We start from the raw sequence: 16950 nt of genomic DNA on the forward strand, positions 1-16950 counted from the left end.
TGCAGCTGTCTCCAGTAGAGTATGAGAAACGCTATTTCCTGAGCTTGGAGAGTGTCTAGAAAACCAGGGGCGATTCATGGGGGTTGCCATGGAGGACCTCACGATTAGATTTGAGAGCAACTGGTCAGCATAGTCCACCTCAAGATGACCACCTCCTTGACGCCCATCCTGGTGCTCCTGAGCCTCAGACGAGTGAATCGCCCCGAAAACTGTAGATAGATGCCGTTAGCTACCTTTCTTCAAGGACAGCTTTGGATCGATAGCGGCCTTCGTGGAGGTTGGTGTCTACGGGGCCGGTTTAGTCATTCTGAATCTCCGGTTTCACCTCCGTGAGGCCGGCCATCGTCATGCATCAGATCTTGATTGACACGCGTGCCGCCTTGGATAGCCTTGCAATTGAGGGCTGCAACTGCGCATTTGTCGGGCCTGGGTACCAGCATGAGCCCCCCCGCAATTCTGGCAGCAGAGGAAGCTGGTTCCTCTGAAGTAGTGACGACGGGCATTGCCAGTCGGATTCTGAACCCAAGGTCGCCAGACTGGGAGCTAAAGGATCGCTGCGACTACTCCTCATCCCTTACCGAAAAGTCACGCGTCGGTCGTAAAGGGAGAACACACTGGCCCTTTCCAGGCCAATCAACTTTTGTGATTGGTGAGTAGGGCTTTCTCGGCTTTTCTGTGAAAAGCACCCCTTCATTTCACAAAAAAAATGGCCAAGCTTCCAATTTCACGGGGTCTGGCCTATCACCTATTTTGTGAACCTACACCGGCCGGGTTCAAAGTCTGACACCTACCGGTCACCAAAAAAAACCGCTACTGCGTAATGCCTGTCAGTTAAGCGTTACTGGGGCTGCTTTGCAGCCCTTCGCGGGCAAGCCCGCTCCCACATGTTTGGCGCTGAACTCAAGAAATGCGCGATCCCCTGTGGGAGCGGGCGTGCCCGCGAAGGGTCGCACAGCGGCCCCAAATTACTTAACTGACAGGCATTTCACTACTGCGGGTTTTTTGCGAAGCGTTCGAGGCAGGCACCACATGGTGATCGAACATGCCCGAGCACATCCTGGCGCGTAGTTCAGCCCCAGTTGCTAACTGAACAGCGTGTTCCCACACATCAGTAGCCGCTGAGAATATTGACGATCACTCCGCTGGCGATGGCGACCAGTACGTAGTCACCGTTCACGTACAACCAGCGGTGATCGCGCGGAGGTGCATACAGGTGCCGCGCCTTCCAGTCGGTTACCCAGTAACGGTCACCACGGTAATGCGGGTCTACCACATGGCCGCGGCGCCACTGCTGGTGGGGTACCCGCATACCTTTTTGCGGGTGGAAGTTCGGGTCGCGATAAGCAGGCCCGCGGCCATTGTCGTGGCGGCCCTGCGGCTGAGCGTGGGGCGGGTTGCCTGGGTGCCCTGGGCCGCCATCATGACGGTCAGGTGGACCAGGCTGCGCGAAGCTTGCCAGAGGTGCGCTGAGCATCAGCGCCGCGCACATCATGGTCAGGGTCTTTTTCATCGTTGCGGTCCTCTGTGTATTAACGCCCGGCTGAATCTTTCAGTTACCGGGTACGGTTAACCAATCAGACCATGAACCAGGTCGTTTAATGTCAGGACAGCGGTAAAGGTCCGGTAAAGGTGGCCTGGCGAAAACACGAAGCTAGCGCAGCCCAAGCGCTTTCAAGCGACGGTACAACGTGCGTTCGCTCATGCCCAAATGAAGCGCCAGCTCACTGCGCGAACCTTTGAACTGTTCCAGAGCCTGGGCCAGTTCACCGAGGTCACGGCGCTTTGCGCCACGGCTCACCGGCGTTTGCGCGCCGATGTCCTCGGGCAGGTGCTCCGGCCTGATCACCCCATCATCAGCGAACAACCGCGCCCGTTCCAGAACATTGCGCAGCTCGCGGATGTTGCCCGGGAACGGATGCAAGGCAAGGCGCTGCAAGGCATCGTCACTCAAGCTGGGGACCGATGTGCCCGCCATGCGTTGCAGCAGGCTCTGCGCCAGCAAGGGAAGGTCCTCTACCCGCTCACGTAGTGCCGGCAGGCGAATCGGGAAGCCGCTGATGCGGTAGTACAGGTCTTCACGGAAGCTGCCATCGGCAACCATTTGCCTGAGGGGTTTGTGCGTGGCCGACACCAGGCGGAAATCCGAATGCACTGTGCGCAGGCTGCCTACCGGGCGGAAGCTGCCAGACTCGATCAGGCGCAACAGCTTCACCTGCATCGCCAGCGGCACTTCACCAATTTCATCAAGGAACAGCGTGCCGCCATGGGCGGCTTCGGCCAGGCCGATCTTGCGCTGGTTGGCACCGGTGAACGCGCCTTTTTCGTACCCGAACAGTTCGCTCTCGAACAATGACTCGGTCAAGCCGGTGCAGTCCACCACCACCAGTGGGCCGTTTGCCCTGGCGCTACCCATGTGCAGCGCACGGGCGAACAGCTCCTTGCCGGTGCCTGACTCACCTTGCAGCAAGACAGGGATCTGCGCTGGCGCCGCGCGTTGCAGGCTGGCCAGGGCTGCCTTGAAGGCCGGCGCACGGCCGACCAGCCCTTGCTCTTGCGGCTGGGCCGAGGCCAGGGTGATGGTGGTCAAGCGTTCGACAAAGGCTACCACCGTACCCTGTTCGTCCAGGATCGGCCGCAGCTCTACATCCACGTGCTCGGGCCCACGTGGCGTGTGGTGAATGTGCAACACACGCTCCGCGACCTTGCTGTCCCAGGCTTTGCGCATCGGGCAATGTTCGCCAGCCTGGTCGCATGGCACGGCATAGTGGTGCGACACCCTGTGGCACTTTTCCCCTAGGGGTGCTTGTTCGTGCTGGCCGAACTGGCGGCGATACTCAGCATTGGCTGCCAGGATGTTGTAGTCGGTGTCCAGCACGATGGTCGGCAGGGCATCGTGCTCGAGGTAGGAAACCAGCGCCAGGATAAACGGATGGGTTTCAGGCATGACAGCACCGTTCGGATGATGGATGCAGGGTAACAAGGACTGCCAAACACTGCCATTGGCTGACAGTCGACTGCCAATCATGCTGCCAATTCAGCCAGGTGCTGTCAGCACTGCCTCGGTTTCGTTGGGCCCGGCACGATAAAGAGCCTGGCATGCATCTTGATATACCTCCTGTCACTGCCTACGCGTTGAATAGACGCGGCGGATAACTGGAGAACGTGATGATCATCGGCAACAACCTTCACGTGGACGCCTTTTACGATGAGGCGACCTCGACCATCAGCTACCTGGTCATGGACTGTGAAACCCGGCAGTGCGCGTTGATCGACAGCGTGCTGGATTACGACCCCAAGGCCGGGCGCACCTGTACTGCCTCAGCAGATCGGCTGGTCGAGCGCGTGGCTGAATTGCACGCCAGCGTGCGCTGGATACTTGAAACACATGTGCATGCCGACCACCTATCGGCAGCGGCCTACCTGAAGGAGAAGCTTGGCGGCCATACCGCCATTGGTGCGCACATCACCCAGGTGCAGAAGGTTTTTGGCAGCCTGTTCAACGCCGAGCGTGGCTTTGCCCGTGATGGCAGCCAATTCGATGTGCTGTTCGAAGACGAAGAAGGTTTCCGCATCGGCAACCTGCATGCGCGTGCATTGCACACCCCTGGGCACACGCCTGCATGCATGAGCTTCATGATCGAGGATGCGGGTGAGACCGCGGTGTTCGTCGGCGACACCTTGTTCATGCCTGACTACGGTACTGCCCGTTGCGATTTCCCCGGCGCCGACGCCCGTACGCTGTACCGCTCGATCCGGCGCTTGCTGGCGTTCCCCGACCAGACCCGCCTGTTCATGTGCCACGACTACCTGCCAGGTGGTCGCGAAATGCAGTACGTCACCACCGTTGCCGAGCAGCGCGCCAGCAATATCCACATCCACCAGGGTATCGACGAGGACAGCTTCGTCGCCATGCGTGAGGCCCGCGACAAAACTCTCGACATGCCCGTGCTGATCTGGCCGTCGGTGCAGGTGAACATGCGCAGTGGCCACTTCCCGGAGCCGGAAGCCAACGGCGTCAGTTATTTGAAGATCCCGCTGAACAAGCTGTAAGCGCCCTGCCCTATAACCAGATTTCCAGGATTTATTGCCATGCCTGCCTTGTCTTCCACTACCCATACCGACCACCACACAGTGGTCATCGTCGGTGCCGGTGCCGCCGGGATCGCCACTGCATCCAGCCTGATCAGCCGCGACGCGTCCCTGGATGTGGCCTTGATCGACCCAGCCGAGGTGCACTACTACCAACCTGGCTGGACCATGGTCGGCGCTGGTGTTTTCAACGCGGCGAGCACTGCCCGCACCATGGCTTCGACGATTCCGCGCGGGGTGCGCTGGGTAAAGGCGCGCGTCCAGGGTTTCGACCCGGTGCGCCAGTTGGTCATGCTCGAGGATGGCCGGGCCATCGGCTATGAACAACTGGTGGTTTGCCCTGGCCTGAAGCTCGATTGGGCGGCCATTGATGGGCTCAGCGAGACCTTGGGCCGTAACGGGGTCACCTCCAATTACCGCTACGACCTGGCGCCCTATACCTGGGAGCTGGTGCAAAAGCTCAAGCACGGCCGTGCCCTGTTCAGCCAGCCGCCGATGCCGATCAAGTGCGCCGGCGCGCCACAGAAGGCGCTGTACCTGTCATGCGACCATTGGCTACGCCACGGTGACCTGGGCGCGATCAAAGCCAGCTTCTTCAATGCCGGCGCAGTCTTGTTCGGTGTGGCCGACTACGTGCCTGCCTTGATGCAGTACATCGAAAAATATGCCGTGGACCTGAATTTCAGCCATCGGCTGGTCGCCGTGGACGGCCCCAACAAACGTGCCACCTTTGTGCGTAGCCTGCCCGATGGCAGCAGCGAAACCCACGTCAAGGCCTTCGACATGCTGCATGTGGTTCCGCCGCAAGTCGCGCCCGACTTCATCCGTGAAAGCCCATTGGCCGACAGTGCCGGCTGGGTCGATGTAGACCCGCACACCCTGCGCCATCGCCAGTACAGCACTGTTCACGCCTTGGGCGATGTGGCCAACACCAGCAACGCCAAGACCGCTGCAGCGGCCCGCAAGCAGGCTCCGGTAGTGGCCAATAATGTGCTGGTAGCGCTGGGGCGGTTGCAGACACTGGCCCAGTACGACGGTTACGGCTCATGCCCGCTCACGGTCGAGCGCGGCAAGATCGTGCTGGCCGAGTTCACCTATGGTGGCAAGCTGGCGCCCAGCTTCCCCAACTGGTTGCTCGACGGTCGCAAGCCGACCCGCCTGGCTTGGCTGCTCAAGGCGCAGGCCCTGCCGCCGCTGTACTGGCAAGCCATGCTCAAGGGTCGGGAATGGCTGGCGCGGCCACAACCGTTGGTAGCAGAGGGCGGGCAGTGATCGAAACGCAACTGCTTGGCGCAGCCCTGGGGGCCATCATCGGCGCCGTGCTGGCATTGACGGGCGCCGGTGGAGGCATTCTTGCCGTGCCCCTGTTGGTCTTCGGCCTTGGCCTTTCGATGGTCGAAGCGGCACCGGTCGGCTTGTTGGCGGTAGGCCTGGCGGCAGCCGTGGGCGCGGTACTGGGTTTGCGTCGCGGCCTGGTGCGCTATCGGGCGGCACTGTTCATCGCCTTGATCGGGGTGGCGGCAGCGCCACTGGGGTTGATGCTGGCGCACCGTTTGCCCAATACGCCGTTGCAACTGGTGTTCGCCGCTGTGCTCACCTACGCCTGCCTGCGTATCTGGCGCAAGGCGGCCAGGGAGCTGCGCGGCGAAGCCAACGATGCGCATCGCTTCATCGAGCCCTGTGTGCTGAACCCGCTGCAGGGCCGCTTGCGCTGGACCCTGCCCTGCGCTCGCGCCCTGGCATTCACCGGCGCGCTGTCCGGCTTGCTGTCTGGCCTGCTCGGTGTGGGGGGCGGGTTCGTGATCATTCCGGCGCTCAACCGCTATACCAACCTGCGCATGGCCACGATCGTCTCCACGTCGCTGGCGGTGATTGCCTTGGTGTCTGCCGGCAGTGTGATCAGTGCCAGCCTTGCAGGTGTCCTGCATTGGCAAGTGGGTGGCCCTTTCGCTGTCGGCGCCGTGCTTGGCTTGCTGCTGGCGCGCCCCCTGGCGGCCAGGTTGGCGGGCCCACGGCTGCAGCAGATGTTTGCCGTGGCAGGTTGCGCCGCTGCCCTGCTGCTGGCCAGCAAGGCATTACTGAGCTAACAGCTCGCCCTGTTGCTCTGCGCACAGCGCCAGCAGGTAATCCCATACGACCCGCAGGCGCACCGACTTGTGCAGCTCGCGGCGGGTACAGATCCAGTAACTGCGCTGGATGGTTTCGCCAGGCAGTACGCGGACCAGGGTCGGGTCGTGCCGGGCCATGTAGTTGGGCAGCACTGCAATGCCCAGCCCAGCACGTGCGGCCACTTGCTGGGCAATCACGCTGGTGCTGCGGAAGACCACGTTGGGCGCCCGGCAGAAGCTATTGAGAAACAGCAGCTCCTGGCTGAACAGCAGGTCGTCGACGTAGCCGATCCAGCTGTGGCGGGCCAGATCCTCACGGTTGCGCAGGGGTGGTGCGCGGTCGAGGTAGCCCTGGCTGGCATACAGGGCCAGGCGGTAGTCGGTGAGTTTGCGCGTGATCAGCAGGTCGGCGTTGGGCCGCTCCAGGTGAATACTGATCTCGGCTTCGCGGTTGAGGATGCTGACGAACCTCGGCACTGCCACCAGCTCCACTTCCAGCCCGGGGTAGCGCTCGAACAGCGCGTTCATGCGCGGGGTGAAGAACATGATGCCAATGCCTTCGGTGACCCCCAGGCGGATCTTGCCCAGTGGGGTGATGGCCTGGGTGATTTCTTCCTGGGCCAGCAGGGCGACGTTCTCCATGGCTTCGGCGTGCTTGAGCAGGGCCTGGCCCGAAGGGGTCAGCTCATAGCCTTGGGCGTGTTGCACGAACAAGGCTGTGCCCAGGCTTTCTTCGATGCGCTCGATGTGCCGGGCCACGGTGCTGTGGGTGGTATTGAGGCGCTTGGCGGCGGTAAGCAGGCGGCCGCTGCGCTGCAACTCGAGGAAAAACCGCAGATCGTTCCAGTCGAACATGCTGATCCTTGTGGCTGTTCGTGGGCCCCTTTCGCGGGTGAATCCGCGAAGACGCCTGTACAGAGTTGTCGCTGTGCTAAAACGCACAACCGCTGCGCGAAATCGCGTGTTTCACCCACGAAATTACGCACTAAGATGGATCGGGACAAGAATAATAATCAGGCCCGAGGTTGCACATGCCATCAGCCGATTCTGTCTTCGATTACGTGGTGGTAGGCGCCGGCCCCGCCGGGTGCCTGCTGGCCAACCGCTTGTCCGCCGACCCTGGTTGCCGCGTGCTGCTGCTGGAAGCGGGCGGGCGGGACAACTATCCCTGGATTCACATTCCCGTGGGTTACCTCTACTGCATTGGCAACCCACGCACCGACTGGTGCTTCAAGACCCAAGCCCAGCCCGGCCTGGGTGGGCGCGCATTGGGCTACCCGCGCGGCAAGGTGCTGGGCGGCTGCTCTTCCATCAATGGCATGATCTATATGCGTGGCCAGGCTGCCGACTACGACCACTGGGCCGAACAGGGCAACCCCGGTTGGGCCTGGAAGGACGTGCTGCCGCTGTTCAAGGCCAGTGAAAACCACTTTGCTGGCGCCAGCGAGCACCACGGCGGCGGTGGCGAGTGGCGAGTAGAACGCCAGCGCTACAGCTGGCCGATACTGGATGCCTTCCGCGACGCCGCCGAGCAAAGCGGCATCGCCAAGGTGGATGACTTCAACACCGGCGATAACCATGGGTGTGGTTATTTCCAGGTCAACCAACGCAGTGGCGTGCGCTGGAATGCCTCCAAGGCGTTTCTGCGGCCGGTTCAGCACCGCGCCAACCTCACCGTGCTTACGGGTGTGCAGGTTGACCAGGTGCTGCTCAACAATACCCGCGCACGTGCGGTGAAAGCATTCTGGCAAGGCGCCTGGCACGAGTTTGCGGCTCGCCGCGAGATCGTGCTGTGTGCTGGGGCGGTCGGTTCCCCGGGCATCCTGCAACGCTCCGGCATCGGCCCCCGGCAATTGCTGGAAAGCCTGGGTATTGGCGTGCGCCACCACATGCCTGGCGTGGGTGGCAACCTGCAGGACCACCTGCAATTGCGGCTGATCTACCAGATCCGCAATACCCGCACCTTGAACCAGATGGCCAACAGCCTGTGGGGCAAGATGGGCATGGGCCTGCGCTACCTCTACGACCGCAGCGGCCCGCTGGCCATGGCCCCGAGCCAGTTGGGCGCGTTCGTGCGGTCCAGCCCCGACCAGGCCACCGCCAACCTGCAGTACCACGTGCAGCCGCTGTCGCTGGAGCGCTTCGGCGAGCCGTTGCACCGGTTCCCGGCCTTTACCGCCTCGGTCTGCAACCTGCGCCCGGCCAGCCGTGGGCGTATCGATATTCGTAGCACCGACATGCACAGCACGCCGCTGATCGACCCCAACTACCTGAGCGACCCCCAGGACTTGCAGGTGGCCGCCGATGCCATCCGCCTTACCCGGCGCATCGTTCAGGCCCCTGCCCTGGCCGTATTCGAGCCCGAGGAATATCTGCCTGGCGCGACCCTGCAAAGCGAACAGGACCTTATCGAGGCTGCCGGCAAGATCGGCACTACCATTTTCCACCCGGTGGGTACCTGCCGCATGGGCAATGGTGCGATGGACGTTGTGGATAACCAGCTGCGCGTGCATGGCATCCCCGGCCTGCGCGTGGCCGATGCCTCGATCATGCCGCAGATCACCTCAGGCAATACCTGTTCCCCCACCCTGATGATCGCCGAAAAGGCGGCACAACTGATCCTCAAAGGAGCTGCTACCCAGACCTACCTGAACGAAGACGCATTACCGACGCCCTGACCCGGGTGCGTGCAGTAGCGGCAGCTTGCGGTCGAAGGCTGCCGACAGTGGAACAACAAGAATAATCACTGTGGCCTGCGGGCCGAGGACAGCAACGATGTCGGATTACATTCAAGAGCAGGCTGCGGCGGCCAGCGGTTCCAACCGTCGTGAAGAACGCAAGATCATTTTCGCGTCATCCCTCGGGACGGTGTTCGAGTGGTATGACTTTTTTCTCTATGGCGCGTTGGCAGCGGTCATCAGCAAGCAGTTCTTTGCGGGTGTGAACGACACCACCGCTTTCATCTTCGCCCTCATGGCCTTCGCTGCCGGCTTCCTTGTGCGGCCGTTCGGTGCATTGGTGTTCGGCCGCCTGGGGGACATGATCGGGCGTAAATACACCTTCCTGGTCACCATCGTACTGATGGGGCTGTCCACTTTCGCCGTGGGCTTGCTGCCCACGTATGCCAGCATCGGCATCGCCGCACCGATCATTCTGGTGATACTGCGCATGCTGCAGGGCCTGGCGCTGGGCGGTGAGTACGGTGGTGCGGCCACTTATGTGGCCGAACATGCCCCCGCGGGCAAGCGCGGTTTCCACACCGGCTTTATCCAGTCCACTGCCACCCTGGGCCTGTTGTTGTCGTTGCTGGTGGTACTGGGCAGCCGCTATGTCAGTGGCGATCAGTTCGAAACCTGGGGCTGGCGCCTGCCGTTCCTGCTGTCGATCGTGCTGCTGGGCATTTCCACCTGGATCCGCATGAGCATGCATGAGTCGCCAGCCTTCGTGAAAATGAAGGCCCAGGGCAAGGTCAGCAAGTCGCCGATCCGGGAGTCGTTCACCTCGTGGCCGAACCTCAAAGTCGTACTGACCGCACTGTTCAGCATCAATGCCGGGCAAGCGGTGACCTTCTACACCGCGCAGTTCTACGTGCTGTTCTTCATGACCCAGATGCTGAAGGTAGACCCGGCCCAGGCCAATACCTTGCTGATCATCAGCGTGGTGATCGGTGCGCCGTTCTTCGTGTTTTTTGGCTGGCTGTCGGACCGTATCGGGCGCAAACCGATCCTGATGCTGGGCTTGCTCCTGGCCACGGTGCTGTACTTCCCGCTGTTCAAGGCCTTGAGCCACTATGCCAACCCACAAATTGACGCCGCCAGCCGCCAGGCGCCGATCGTGGTCACTGCTGATCCGCAAGGCTGCACGTTCCAGTTCGACCCGGTCGGCAAGGCCCGCTTCGACAGCCCGTGCGACAAGGTCAAGACCTTCCTGGTCAAACAGGGCCTGCCTTACAGCTCGGTCAGCGTAGCCGGCAGCGAGGTAGTGGTGAATGTGGGCGACAAGACCATCAACGGCTTCGACGAAGCCGCGATGCGTGCGGCGGTGGAGCAGGCAGGCTACCCGGCCAAGGCTGACCCCGCACAGGTCAACCAGGTGATGGTCGTGGTGCTGATCGTGGCGATGATCCTGATCGCGACCATGACCTACGGCCCGTTGGCCGCAGTGATGGTCGAGCTGTTCCCGACCCGCATTCGCTACACCTCGATGTCGCTGCCCTACCACATTGGCAACGGCTGGTTCGGCGGCTTCCTGCCCACCGTCTCGTTTGCACTGGTGGTGTACACCGGGGACATCTTCTACGGGCTTTGGTACCCGATCCTGGTGACCGGCATCAGCTTGGTGGTGGGGATTTTCTGCCTGAAAGAAACCAAGGATGTGGATATCGACAAGATCTGAAAGCTGGCGCGGATCCTTGTAGGAGCGGCCTTGTGTCGCGATGGGCCGCGCAGCGGCCCCAGGATTTCTGCCTTGATGTACACATTGCCGGGGCCGCTTTGCGGCCCATCGCGACACAAGGCCGCTCCTACACGAAGCGATGCGTACTGGAAATGGAGCCCAAAAAAAAACCGGCTGTAAAAGCCGGTTTTCTTATGCCCCGAAAAAACTTATGCACGCTTTTCAGAAAAATGTCACACCCAAAAATAAACAGCCAATTCAATAACTTAGCGCTTACTTCAAGCATTTCAACGAAAAAGTGCTCACAAGTTATCCACAGATATCACGCCATCTGCTCCTGCGGTTCTTCTGCTGCTGGCGGCAGCGAGCCCATGGCCCGCTGGGCCGCTTCGTTCCACGCCTGAGCGCGGTCGTTGAGCTCGGCAATGGCCCGTGGCCCGGTGCCGTTGGCGTACATCGGCTCGCCAATTACCACCTCGATGGTGCCCGAGCGCTTGCCCCAACCGGTTTTCGGCCAGAACTTGCCGGCGTTGTGGGCAATCGGCAGTACCGGCAGCCCGGCATTCACTGCCAGCGCGGTGCCCCCGCGCGAGAACTTGCCGACCGTGCCGAACGGCACACGGGTGCCCTCCGGGAAGATCAGCACCCAGGTCTTCTGCTTGAGCAGCTCATCGCCCTTGCTCGCGACCTGGCGCAGTGCCTCCTTCGGGTTGTCGCGGTTGATCGCGATCGGCCGCAGCATGGCCATGGCCCAGCCGAAGAACGGCACGTACAGCAGTTCGCGCTTGAGCACCTGGCTAAGCGGCGAGAAGTACTGCGACAGGAAGAATGTTTCCCAGGTGCTTTGGTGGTTCGACAGGATCACGCAAGGCTCGGCCGGCACGTTCTCGGCACCGGTGATCTTGTAGTCGATGCCCAGAATCGTCCGCACGAGGAACAAGGCGCAGCGGCACCAGTACACATTGATGAACTTGTAGCGCTTGGGGAACGACAGAAACGGCGCGACGAAAAAGCTCAGCGAGCACCACAGCAACGAACTGGTGCCCAGCAGCAGGTAAAAAAGAAAGATTCTGATCGCCTGCAGGATCGACATAGTGGCTTGTACCATTGCGGGGCATGCCCGCCTGAGAAAAATGCGCCCGCAGGCGCACTGTTTAAATTAGTTCTCTGGCGATAGCTGCCAGATCGTCGAAAATCAGTGTAGTTTCCGGAACACCTTTTGCCAGGGTCCGCTCACCTTTGCCGGTTTTCACCAACACGGGTTGTGCACCGACGGCCAGGGCGGCCTCCAGGTCACCTTTGCTGTCGCCAACGAACCAGACGCCTTCAAGGCCGACCTGGTAATGCTCGGCGATCGCCCGCAGCATGCCTGGCTTGGGCTTGCGGCAATCGCAGCCTTCATCCGGGCCGTGCGGGCAATACACGATGTGGCCAACCTCGCCGCCCTGCTCGGCCACCAGCGCGCGCAGGCGCGCGTGCATGGCCTCGAGGGTTGCCAGCGGGTAATAGCCACGGGCGATACCGGACTGGTTGGTGGCCACGGCCACCGTCCAGCCCGCCTTGCTCAACTGCGCGATCGCTGCGACCGAGCCAGGGATCGGGACCCACTCTTCCAGCGTCTTGATGTAGGCGTCGGAGTCGTAGTTGATCACCCCGTCACGGTCGAGAATCAGCAGTTTCAAGGCTTACCCCAGCAACGAAATGTCGGCCACACCCAGGAACAGGCCGCGCAGGCGGCTGAGCAGGGCGTAGCGGTTGGCACGTACCTTGGCGTCTTCGGCGTTGACCATGACCGCCTCGAAGAAGGCATCAACCGGGTCGCGCAGGGCTGCCAGGCGGGCCAGCGATTCGCTGTACTGCCGTGCAGCAGCCATCGGTTGCACGGCCTGGTCGGCCTGCTGGATGGCCGAGTACAGCGAGAACTCGTTGGCATTGTCGAAGTACTTCGGCTCGACCTGCTCGGCGATGGCGCCTTCGGCCTTGCTCAGCAGGTTCGACACACGTTTGTTGACCGCGGCCAGGGCCTCGGCTTCGGGCAGCTTGCGGAACGCTTGCACCGCCTGAACACGCTGGTCGAAGTCCAGCGCCGAGCCTGGCTGCAGGGCACGTACCGACAGGTAGGTGGCCACGTCGATGCCTTCGTCTTCGTAGCGCGCACGCAGGCGGTCGAAGATGAACTCCAGCACCTGCTCGGCCAGGCCGGCAGCCTTGACCTTGGCACCGAACTGCTTGACCGCGAATTCCACCGCACCGGTCAGGTTCAGGTCCAGCTGCTTCTCGATCAGGATACGCAGCACACCCAGCGCTGCACGGCGCAGGGCGTACGGGTCTTTGCTGCCGGTTGGCAGCATGCCGATGCCGAAGATGCCCACCAGGGTGTCGAGCTTGTCGGCGATGGCCACGGCGGCACCGGTGAGGGTTTGCGGCAGCTCGGCACCAGCACCGCGTGGCATGTATTGCTCGTTCAGCGCCAGGGCAACGTCTTGCGGCTCACCGTCGTTGAGCGCGTAATAGTAACCGGCGACACCCTGCATCTCCGGGAATTCGCCGACCATTTCAGTGGCCAGGTCGCATTTCGACAGCAGGCCGGCCCGGCCGGCGCGCTGGGCGTCGCCGCCGATCAGCGGGGCGATGAAGGCAGCCAGTTTGGAAACGCGCTCGGCCTTGTCGTACACAGTGCCCAGCTGAGCCTGGAAGACCACGTTCTTGAGGCGCTCGTTGAAGGTTTCCAGCGGCTGCTTCTTGTCCTGCTTGAAGAAGAATTCGGCGTCGGTCAGGCGTGGGCGCACGACTTTCTCGTTGCCTTGCACGATCTGCTTCGGGTCGCGGCTTTCAACGTTGGCCACGGTGATGAAGCGCGGCAGCAGCTTGCCTTCGCTGTCCAGCAGGCAGAAGTACTTCTGGTTGTCCTGCATGGTGGTGATCAGGGCTTCCTGCGGCACTTCGAGGAAACGCTCCTCGAACGAGCACACCAGCGGCACCGGCCACTCGACCAGCGCGGTCACTTCGTCCAGCAGCGCCGGTGGCACGATGGCCGTGCCTTCCTGCTGCATGGCCAGCTCTGCAGTACGCTTGCTGATCAGCTCGCGGCGCTCGGCGAAGTCGGCCAGCACGTAGGCTTTGCGCAGGTCTTCGACGTAGTTGGCGGGGGCAGTGATGAGCACGTTTTCCGGGTGGTGGAAGCGGTGGCCACGGGATTCACGGCCGGCCTTCTGCGACAGGATGGTGCAATCGACCACCTGGTCGCCCAGCAGCATGACCAGCCATTGGGTCGGGCGCACGAACTCTTCACGGCTGGCGGCCCAGCGCATGCGCTTGGGAATGGGCAGATCGTTCAGCGAGTCCTCGACGATGGTCGGCAGCAAGCCGACGGTCGCTTTGCCTGGGATGTGCTGGGAGAAACGCAGCTTGGGGCCGCTCTGGTCGATTTCGGCCAGCTCTACACCGCACTTCTTGGCAAAGCCCAGGGCAGCCTGGGTCGGCTCGCCGTCTTTGAAAGCAGCCTGCAGGGGTGGCCCGTCGATGTTGATGCTGCGGTCAGGCTGCTGCACGTCCAGCTGGCGAATCAGCACGGCCAGGCGACGCGGCGCAGCATAGACCTGCTTGCCGGTGTAGTTTAGGCCAGCGGCCTGCAGGCCCTTTTCGATGCCGGCCAGGAAGGCGTCGCCGAGGCTGGCGAGGGCCTTGGGAGGCAGCTCTTCGGTGCCCAGTTCTACCAGGAAATCTTGAGCACTCATTGTGCAGCCTCCAGCTTAGCCAACACTTCGTCACGCAGTTCGGGGGTGGCCATCGGGAAGCCCAGGCGTGCGCGGGCTTGCAGATAGCTTTGCGCCACGTCCCGGGCCAGGGTACGCACACGCAGGATGTAGCGCTGGCGCTCGGTCACCGAGATGGCGCGGCGGGCGTCCAGCAGGTTGAAGGTATGCGAGGCCTTCAACACCATTTCATAGGTCGGCAGCGGCAGCTCCAGCTTGATCAGGCGGTTGGCTTCGCTTTCGTAGAAGTCGAACAGTTCGAACAGCTTGTCGACGTTGGCGTGTTCGAAGTTGTAGGTCGACTGCTCCACCTCGTTCTGGTGGAACACGTCACCGTAGGTGACCTTGCCGAACGGGCCGTCGGCCCATACCAGGTCATAGACCGAATCGACGCCCTGGATGTACATGGCCAGACGTTCGAGGCCGTAGGTGATTTCACCGGTGACCGGGTAGCACTCGATGCCACCTACCTGCTGGAAGTAGGTGAACTGGGTGACTTCCATGCCGTTCAGCCAGATTTCCCAGCCCAGGCCCCAGGCGCCGAGGGTCGGCGATTCCCAGTTGTCTTCGACAAAGCGAATGTCGTGCACCAGCGGGTCCAGGCCAATGGCTTTCAGCGAGCCCAGGTACAGCTCCTGGAAGTTGGCCGGGTTCGGCTTGAGCACCACCTGGAACTGGTAGTAGTGCTGCAGGCGGTTGGGGTTTTCGCCATACCGCCCGTCGGCAGGGCGACGGCTAGGCTGCACGTAGGCGGCGTTCCAGGTTTCTGGACCCACGGCGCGCAGGAACGTTGCGGTGTGGAAAGTGCCGGCGCCTACTTCCATATCGTAGGGCTGAAGCACCACACAACCTTGAGCTGCCCAGTAGTTTTGCAGGGCGAGGATCAGGTCTTGGAAGGTACGCACGGCTGGCGTAGGCTGGCTCACGAAATTCACCTGTATCTGGGGATGCGGATGTAAAGAGCGGGAGTATAACCTGATTCGCCTCGCCCTCTACTCATTGGAGCCTTATGCCACGCTGCTTTTGGTGTACCGACGATCCGTTGTACCAGGCCTACCATGACCAGGAATGGGGAACGCCGCAGCGCGATCCGGCGTTGCTGTTCGAGATGCTTTTGCTCGAAGGGTTCCAGGCCGGGCTTTCATGGATCACCGTTTTACGCAAACGCGAGCGTTACCGCGAGGTGATGCACGGGTTCGACCCGGTCAAACTGGCCACCCTCAGCGACGAACGCATCGAAGCGCTGATGCAGGACCCCGGGATCATCCGCAACCGCCTCAAACTCAAGGCTGCCCGGCGCAATGCGCAGGCCTGGCTGGCTGTGGATAACCCCGCCGAATGGCTGTGGTCGTTCGTGGGCGGTGCGCCGAAGATCAATCACTTCCAGGGTCGCGCTGACGTGCCGGCGGTCACCGACGAAGCCAAGGCCATGAGCAAGGCGCTGCAGAAAGCCGGCTTCACCTTTGTCGGCCCGACCATCTGCTATGCCTTCATGCAAGCCACCGGCATGGTCATGGACCACACCATCGATTGCGATCGTTACGCCGCCCTGGTTCGTTGAAGGGTTACAATGCGCACCTTGCTGAAATAAGGAATTCGCCTGTGGAAAAGTTCAAGGGCGCCCTGATGGTCGGGGTGCTGCGCCTGTTTGCCAAGCTGCCCTGGGGCGCTGTACAGCGCGTGGGCGCCGGCATCGGCTGGCTGATGTGGAAGATCCCCAACGGTTCACGCAACGTGGTGCGCATCAACCTGGCCAAGTGTTTCCCCGAGATGGACCCGGTTGCCCGCGAGCAACTGGTTGGCCAAGCCTTGCGGGACATTGGTAAGTCGTTTGTGGAAAGCGCCTGCGCCTGGATCTGGCCGCCACAGCGCTCGCTGGAACTGGTCAAGGAAGTGCACGGCCTGGAAGTGCTGGAGCAAGCCCTGGCCTCTGGCAAGGGTGTTGTGGGCATCACCAGCCACCTGGGTAACTGGGAGGTGCTCAACCACTTCTATTGCAACCAGTGCAAGCCGATCATTTTCTACCGCCCGCCCAAGCTCAAGGCTGTGGATGACTTGCTGCGTGAGCAGCGCGTACAGATGGGCAACCGCGTTGCGCCTTCGACCAAGGAAGGCATTCTCAGCGTGATCAAGGAGGTGCGCCGGGGCGGCCAGGTGGGCATCCCCGCTGACCCGGAGCCGGCCGAATCGGCAGGCGTGTTCGTGCCATTTCTCGGTACCCAGGCACTGACCAGCAAGTTCGTGCCGAACATGCTGGCGGGCGGCAAGGCGGTGGGGGTGTTCCTGCATGCCTTGCGCCTGCCGGATGGCTCGGGTTTCAAGGTGTTTCTCGAAGCTGCGCCGCAAGCGATGTACAGCACCGACGTGAATGAGTCGGCGGCGGCGATGAGCAAGGTGGTCGAGCGTTATGTGCGCGAGTACCCGAGCCAGTACATGTGGAGCATGAAGCGCTTCAAGAAGCGCCCGGCTGGCGAGCCGCGCTGGTATTGAGATCTCTGGGGGCGCTCTGCGCCCCATTCGCTGGCACGCCAGCTCCCACAGGGATCGCATCAGGGCCTGATAGGTGTTTGTCACAAGATATGCAGCGGCTGGGAGATCGAGCG

14 protein-coding genes are annotated in these 16950 nt (G+C 61.9%); 7 read left to right on the forward strand and 7 right to left on the reverse strand.

Annotation, left to right across the window (positions count from 1 at the left end; genetic code table 11):
• Positions 1 to 1108: 1108 nt before the first annotated feature.
• Together QME24_RS21695 and QME24_RS21700 are read right to left on the reverse strand one after the other, a co-directional pair.
• Positions 1109 to 1510, reverse strand: a complete 402-nt coding sequence (locus QME24_RS21695) for an RcnB family protein (protein ID WP_280091876.1) — start codon at positions 1508 to 1510, stop codon at positions 1109 to 1111.
• A gap of 141 nt (positions 1511 to 1651) precedes the next feature.
• On the reverse strand, positions 1652 to 2944 hold the full coding sequence (locus QME24_RS21700; protein WP_232892548.1) for a sigma-54-dependent Fis family transcriptional regulator: 1293 nt from the start codon (positions 2942 to 2944) through the stop codon (positions 1652 to 1654).
• A gap of 221 nt (positions 2945 to 3165) precedes the next feature.
• Here QME24_RS21700 and QME24_RS21705 point away from each other — a divergent pair, with 221 nt between their 5' ends.
• Genes QME24_RS21705 through QME24_RS21715 form a run of 3 tightly spaced genes read left to right on the forward strand, consistent with a single transcriptional unit; the run spans position 3166 to position 6176 of the window.
• On the forward strand, positions 3166 to 4050 hold the full coding sequence (locus QME24_RS21705) for an MBL fold metallo-hydrolase (RefSeq protein ID WP_280091877.1): 885 nt from the start codon (positions 3166 to 3168) through the stop codon (positions 4048 to 4050).
• 39 nt (positions 4051 to 4089) lie between these two features.
• Positions 4090 to 5361 carry an FAD/NAD(P)-binding oxidoreductase gene (locus QME24_RS21710; protein ID WP_232892547.1) on the forward strand — a complete coding sequence of 424 codons (1272 nt, stop codon included), beginning with the start codon at positions 4090 to 4092 and terminating at the stop codon, positions 5359 to 5361.
• Positions 5358 to 6176 (forward strand): sulfite exporter TauE/SafE family protein, encoded by an 819-nt coding sequence (locus QME24_RS21715; RefSeq protein WP_232892546.1) that lies wholly within the window; start codon positions 5358 to 5360, stop codon positions 6174 to 6176. The genes QME24_RS21710 and QME24_RS21715 overlap by 4 nt, the downstream gene beginning before the upstream one ends.
• Here the strand turns inward: QME24_RS21715 and QME24_RS21720 are convergent.
• Positions 6165 to 7052, reverse strand: a complete 888-nt coding sequence (locus QME24_RS21720) for a LysR family transcriptional regulator (RefSeq protein ID WP_029886432.1) — start codon at positions 7050 to 7052, stop codon at positions 6165 to 6167. The genes QME24_RS21715 and QME24_RS21720 overlap by 12 nt on opposite strands.
• A 176-nt stretch (positions 7053 to 7228) precedes the next feature.
• Between QME24_RS21720 and QME24_RS21725 the strand changes: the two genes are divergently transcribed.
• Positions 7229 to 8875 (forward strand): GMC family oxidoreductase N-terminal domain-containing protein, encoded by a 1647-nt coding sequence (locus tag QME24_RS21725; protein WP_280091878.1) that lies wholly within the window; start codon positions 7229 to 7231, stop codon positions 8873 to 8875.
• A 97-nt stretch (positions 8876 to 8972) separates the two neighbouring features.
• The gene (locus QME24_RS21730) at positions 8973 to 10592 is read left to right on the forward strand and encodes an MFS transporter (protein WP_054905246.1); all 1620 of its coding nucleotides are present in this window, start codon (positions 8973 to 8975) and stop codon (positions 10590 to 10592) included.
• Positions 10593 to 10914: 322 nt separating this feature from the next.
• On the opposite strand, the gene QME24_RS21735 is transcribed toward QME24_RS21730, so the two are convergent.
• Genes QME24_RS21735 through glyQ form a run of 4 tightly spaced genes read right to left on the reverse strand, consistent with a single transcriptional unit; the run spans position 10915 to position 15273 of the window.
• On the reverse strand, positions 10915 to 11700 hold the full coding sequence (locus QME24_RS21735) for a lysophospholipid acyltransferase family protein (protein ID WP_054905247.1): 786 nt from the start codon (positions 11698 to 11700) through the stop codon (positions 10915 to 10917).
• 46 nt (positions 11701 to 11746) lie between these two features.
• A complete protein-coding gene (gene gmhB / locus QME24_RS21740) occupies positions 11747 to 12274 on the reverse strand; it encodes a D-glycero-beta-D-manno-heptose 1,7-bisphosphate 7-phosphatase (protein ID WP_009684688.1) in 528 nt (175 codons plus the stop codon).
• A 3-nt stretch (positions 12275 to 12277) separates the two neighbouring features.
• Positions 12278 to 14329, reverse strand: coding sequence for a glycine--tRNA ligase subunit beta (gene glyS, locus QME24_RS21745; protein ID WP_029886429.1), 2052 nt, complete (start codon positions 14327 to 14329; stop codon positions 12278 to 12280).
• Positions 14326 to 15273: a glycine--tRNA ligase subunit alpha gene (gene glyQ / locus QME24_RS21750; RefSeq protein WP_003253126.1), complete on the reverse strand. Its 948-nt coding sequence runs from the start codon at positions 15271 to 15273 to the stop codon at positions 14326 to 14328. The genes glyS and glyQ overlap by 4 nt, the downstream gene beginning before the upstream one ends.
• 83 nt (positions 15274 to 15356) lie before the next feature.
• On the opposite strand from glyQ, the gene QME24_RS21755 reads away from it, so the two are divergent.
• The gene (locus QME24_RS21755) at positions 15357 to 15908 is read left to right on the forward strand and encodes a DNA-3-methyladenine glycosylase I (protein ID WP_009684690.1); all 552 of its coding nucleotides are present in this window, start codon (positions 15357 to 15359) and stop codon (positions 15906 to 15908) included.
• A 41-nt stretch (positions 15909 to 15949) separates the two neighbouring features.
• Positions 15950 to 16837, forward strand: coding sequence for a lysophospholipid acyltransferase (locus QME24_RS21760; protein ID WP_009684691.1), 888 nt, complete (start codon positions 15950 to 15952; stop codon positions 16835 to 16837).
• Positions 16838 to 16950 lie beyond the last annotated feature (113 nt).

The sequence above is a fragment of the Pseudomonas sp. PARCl1 genome, from assembly GCF_947311875.1.
Taxonomy (GTDB): Bacteria; Pseudomonadota; Gammaproteobacteria; order Pseudomonadales; family Pseudomonadaceae; genus Aquipseudomonas; species Aquipseudomonas juntendi.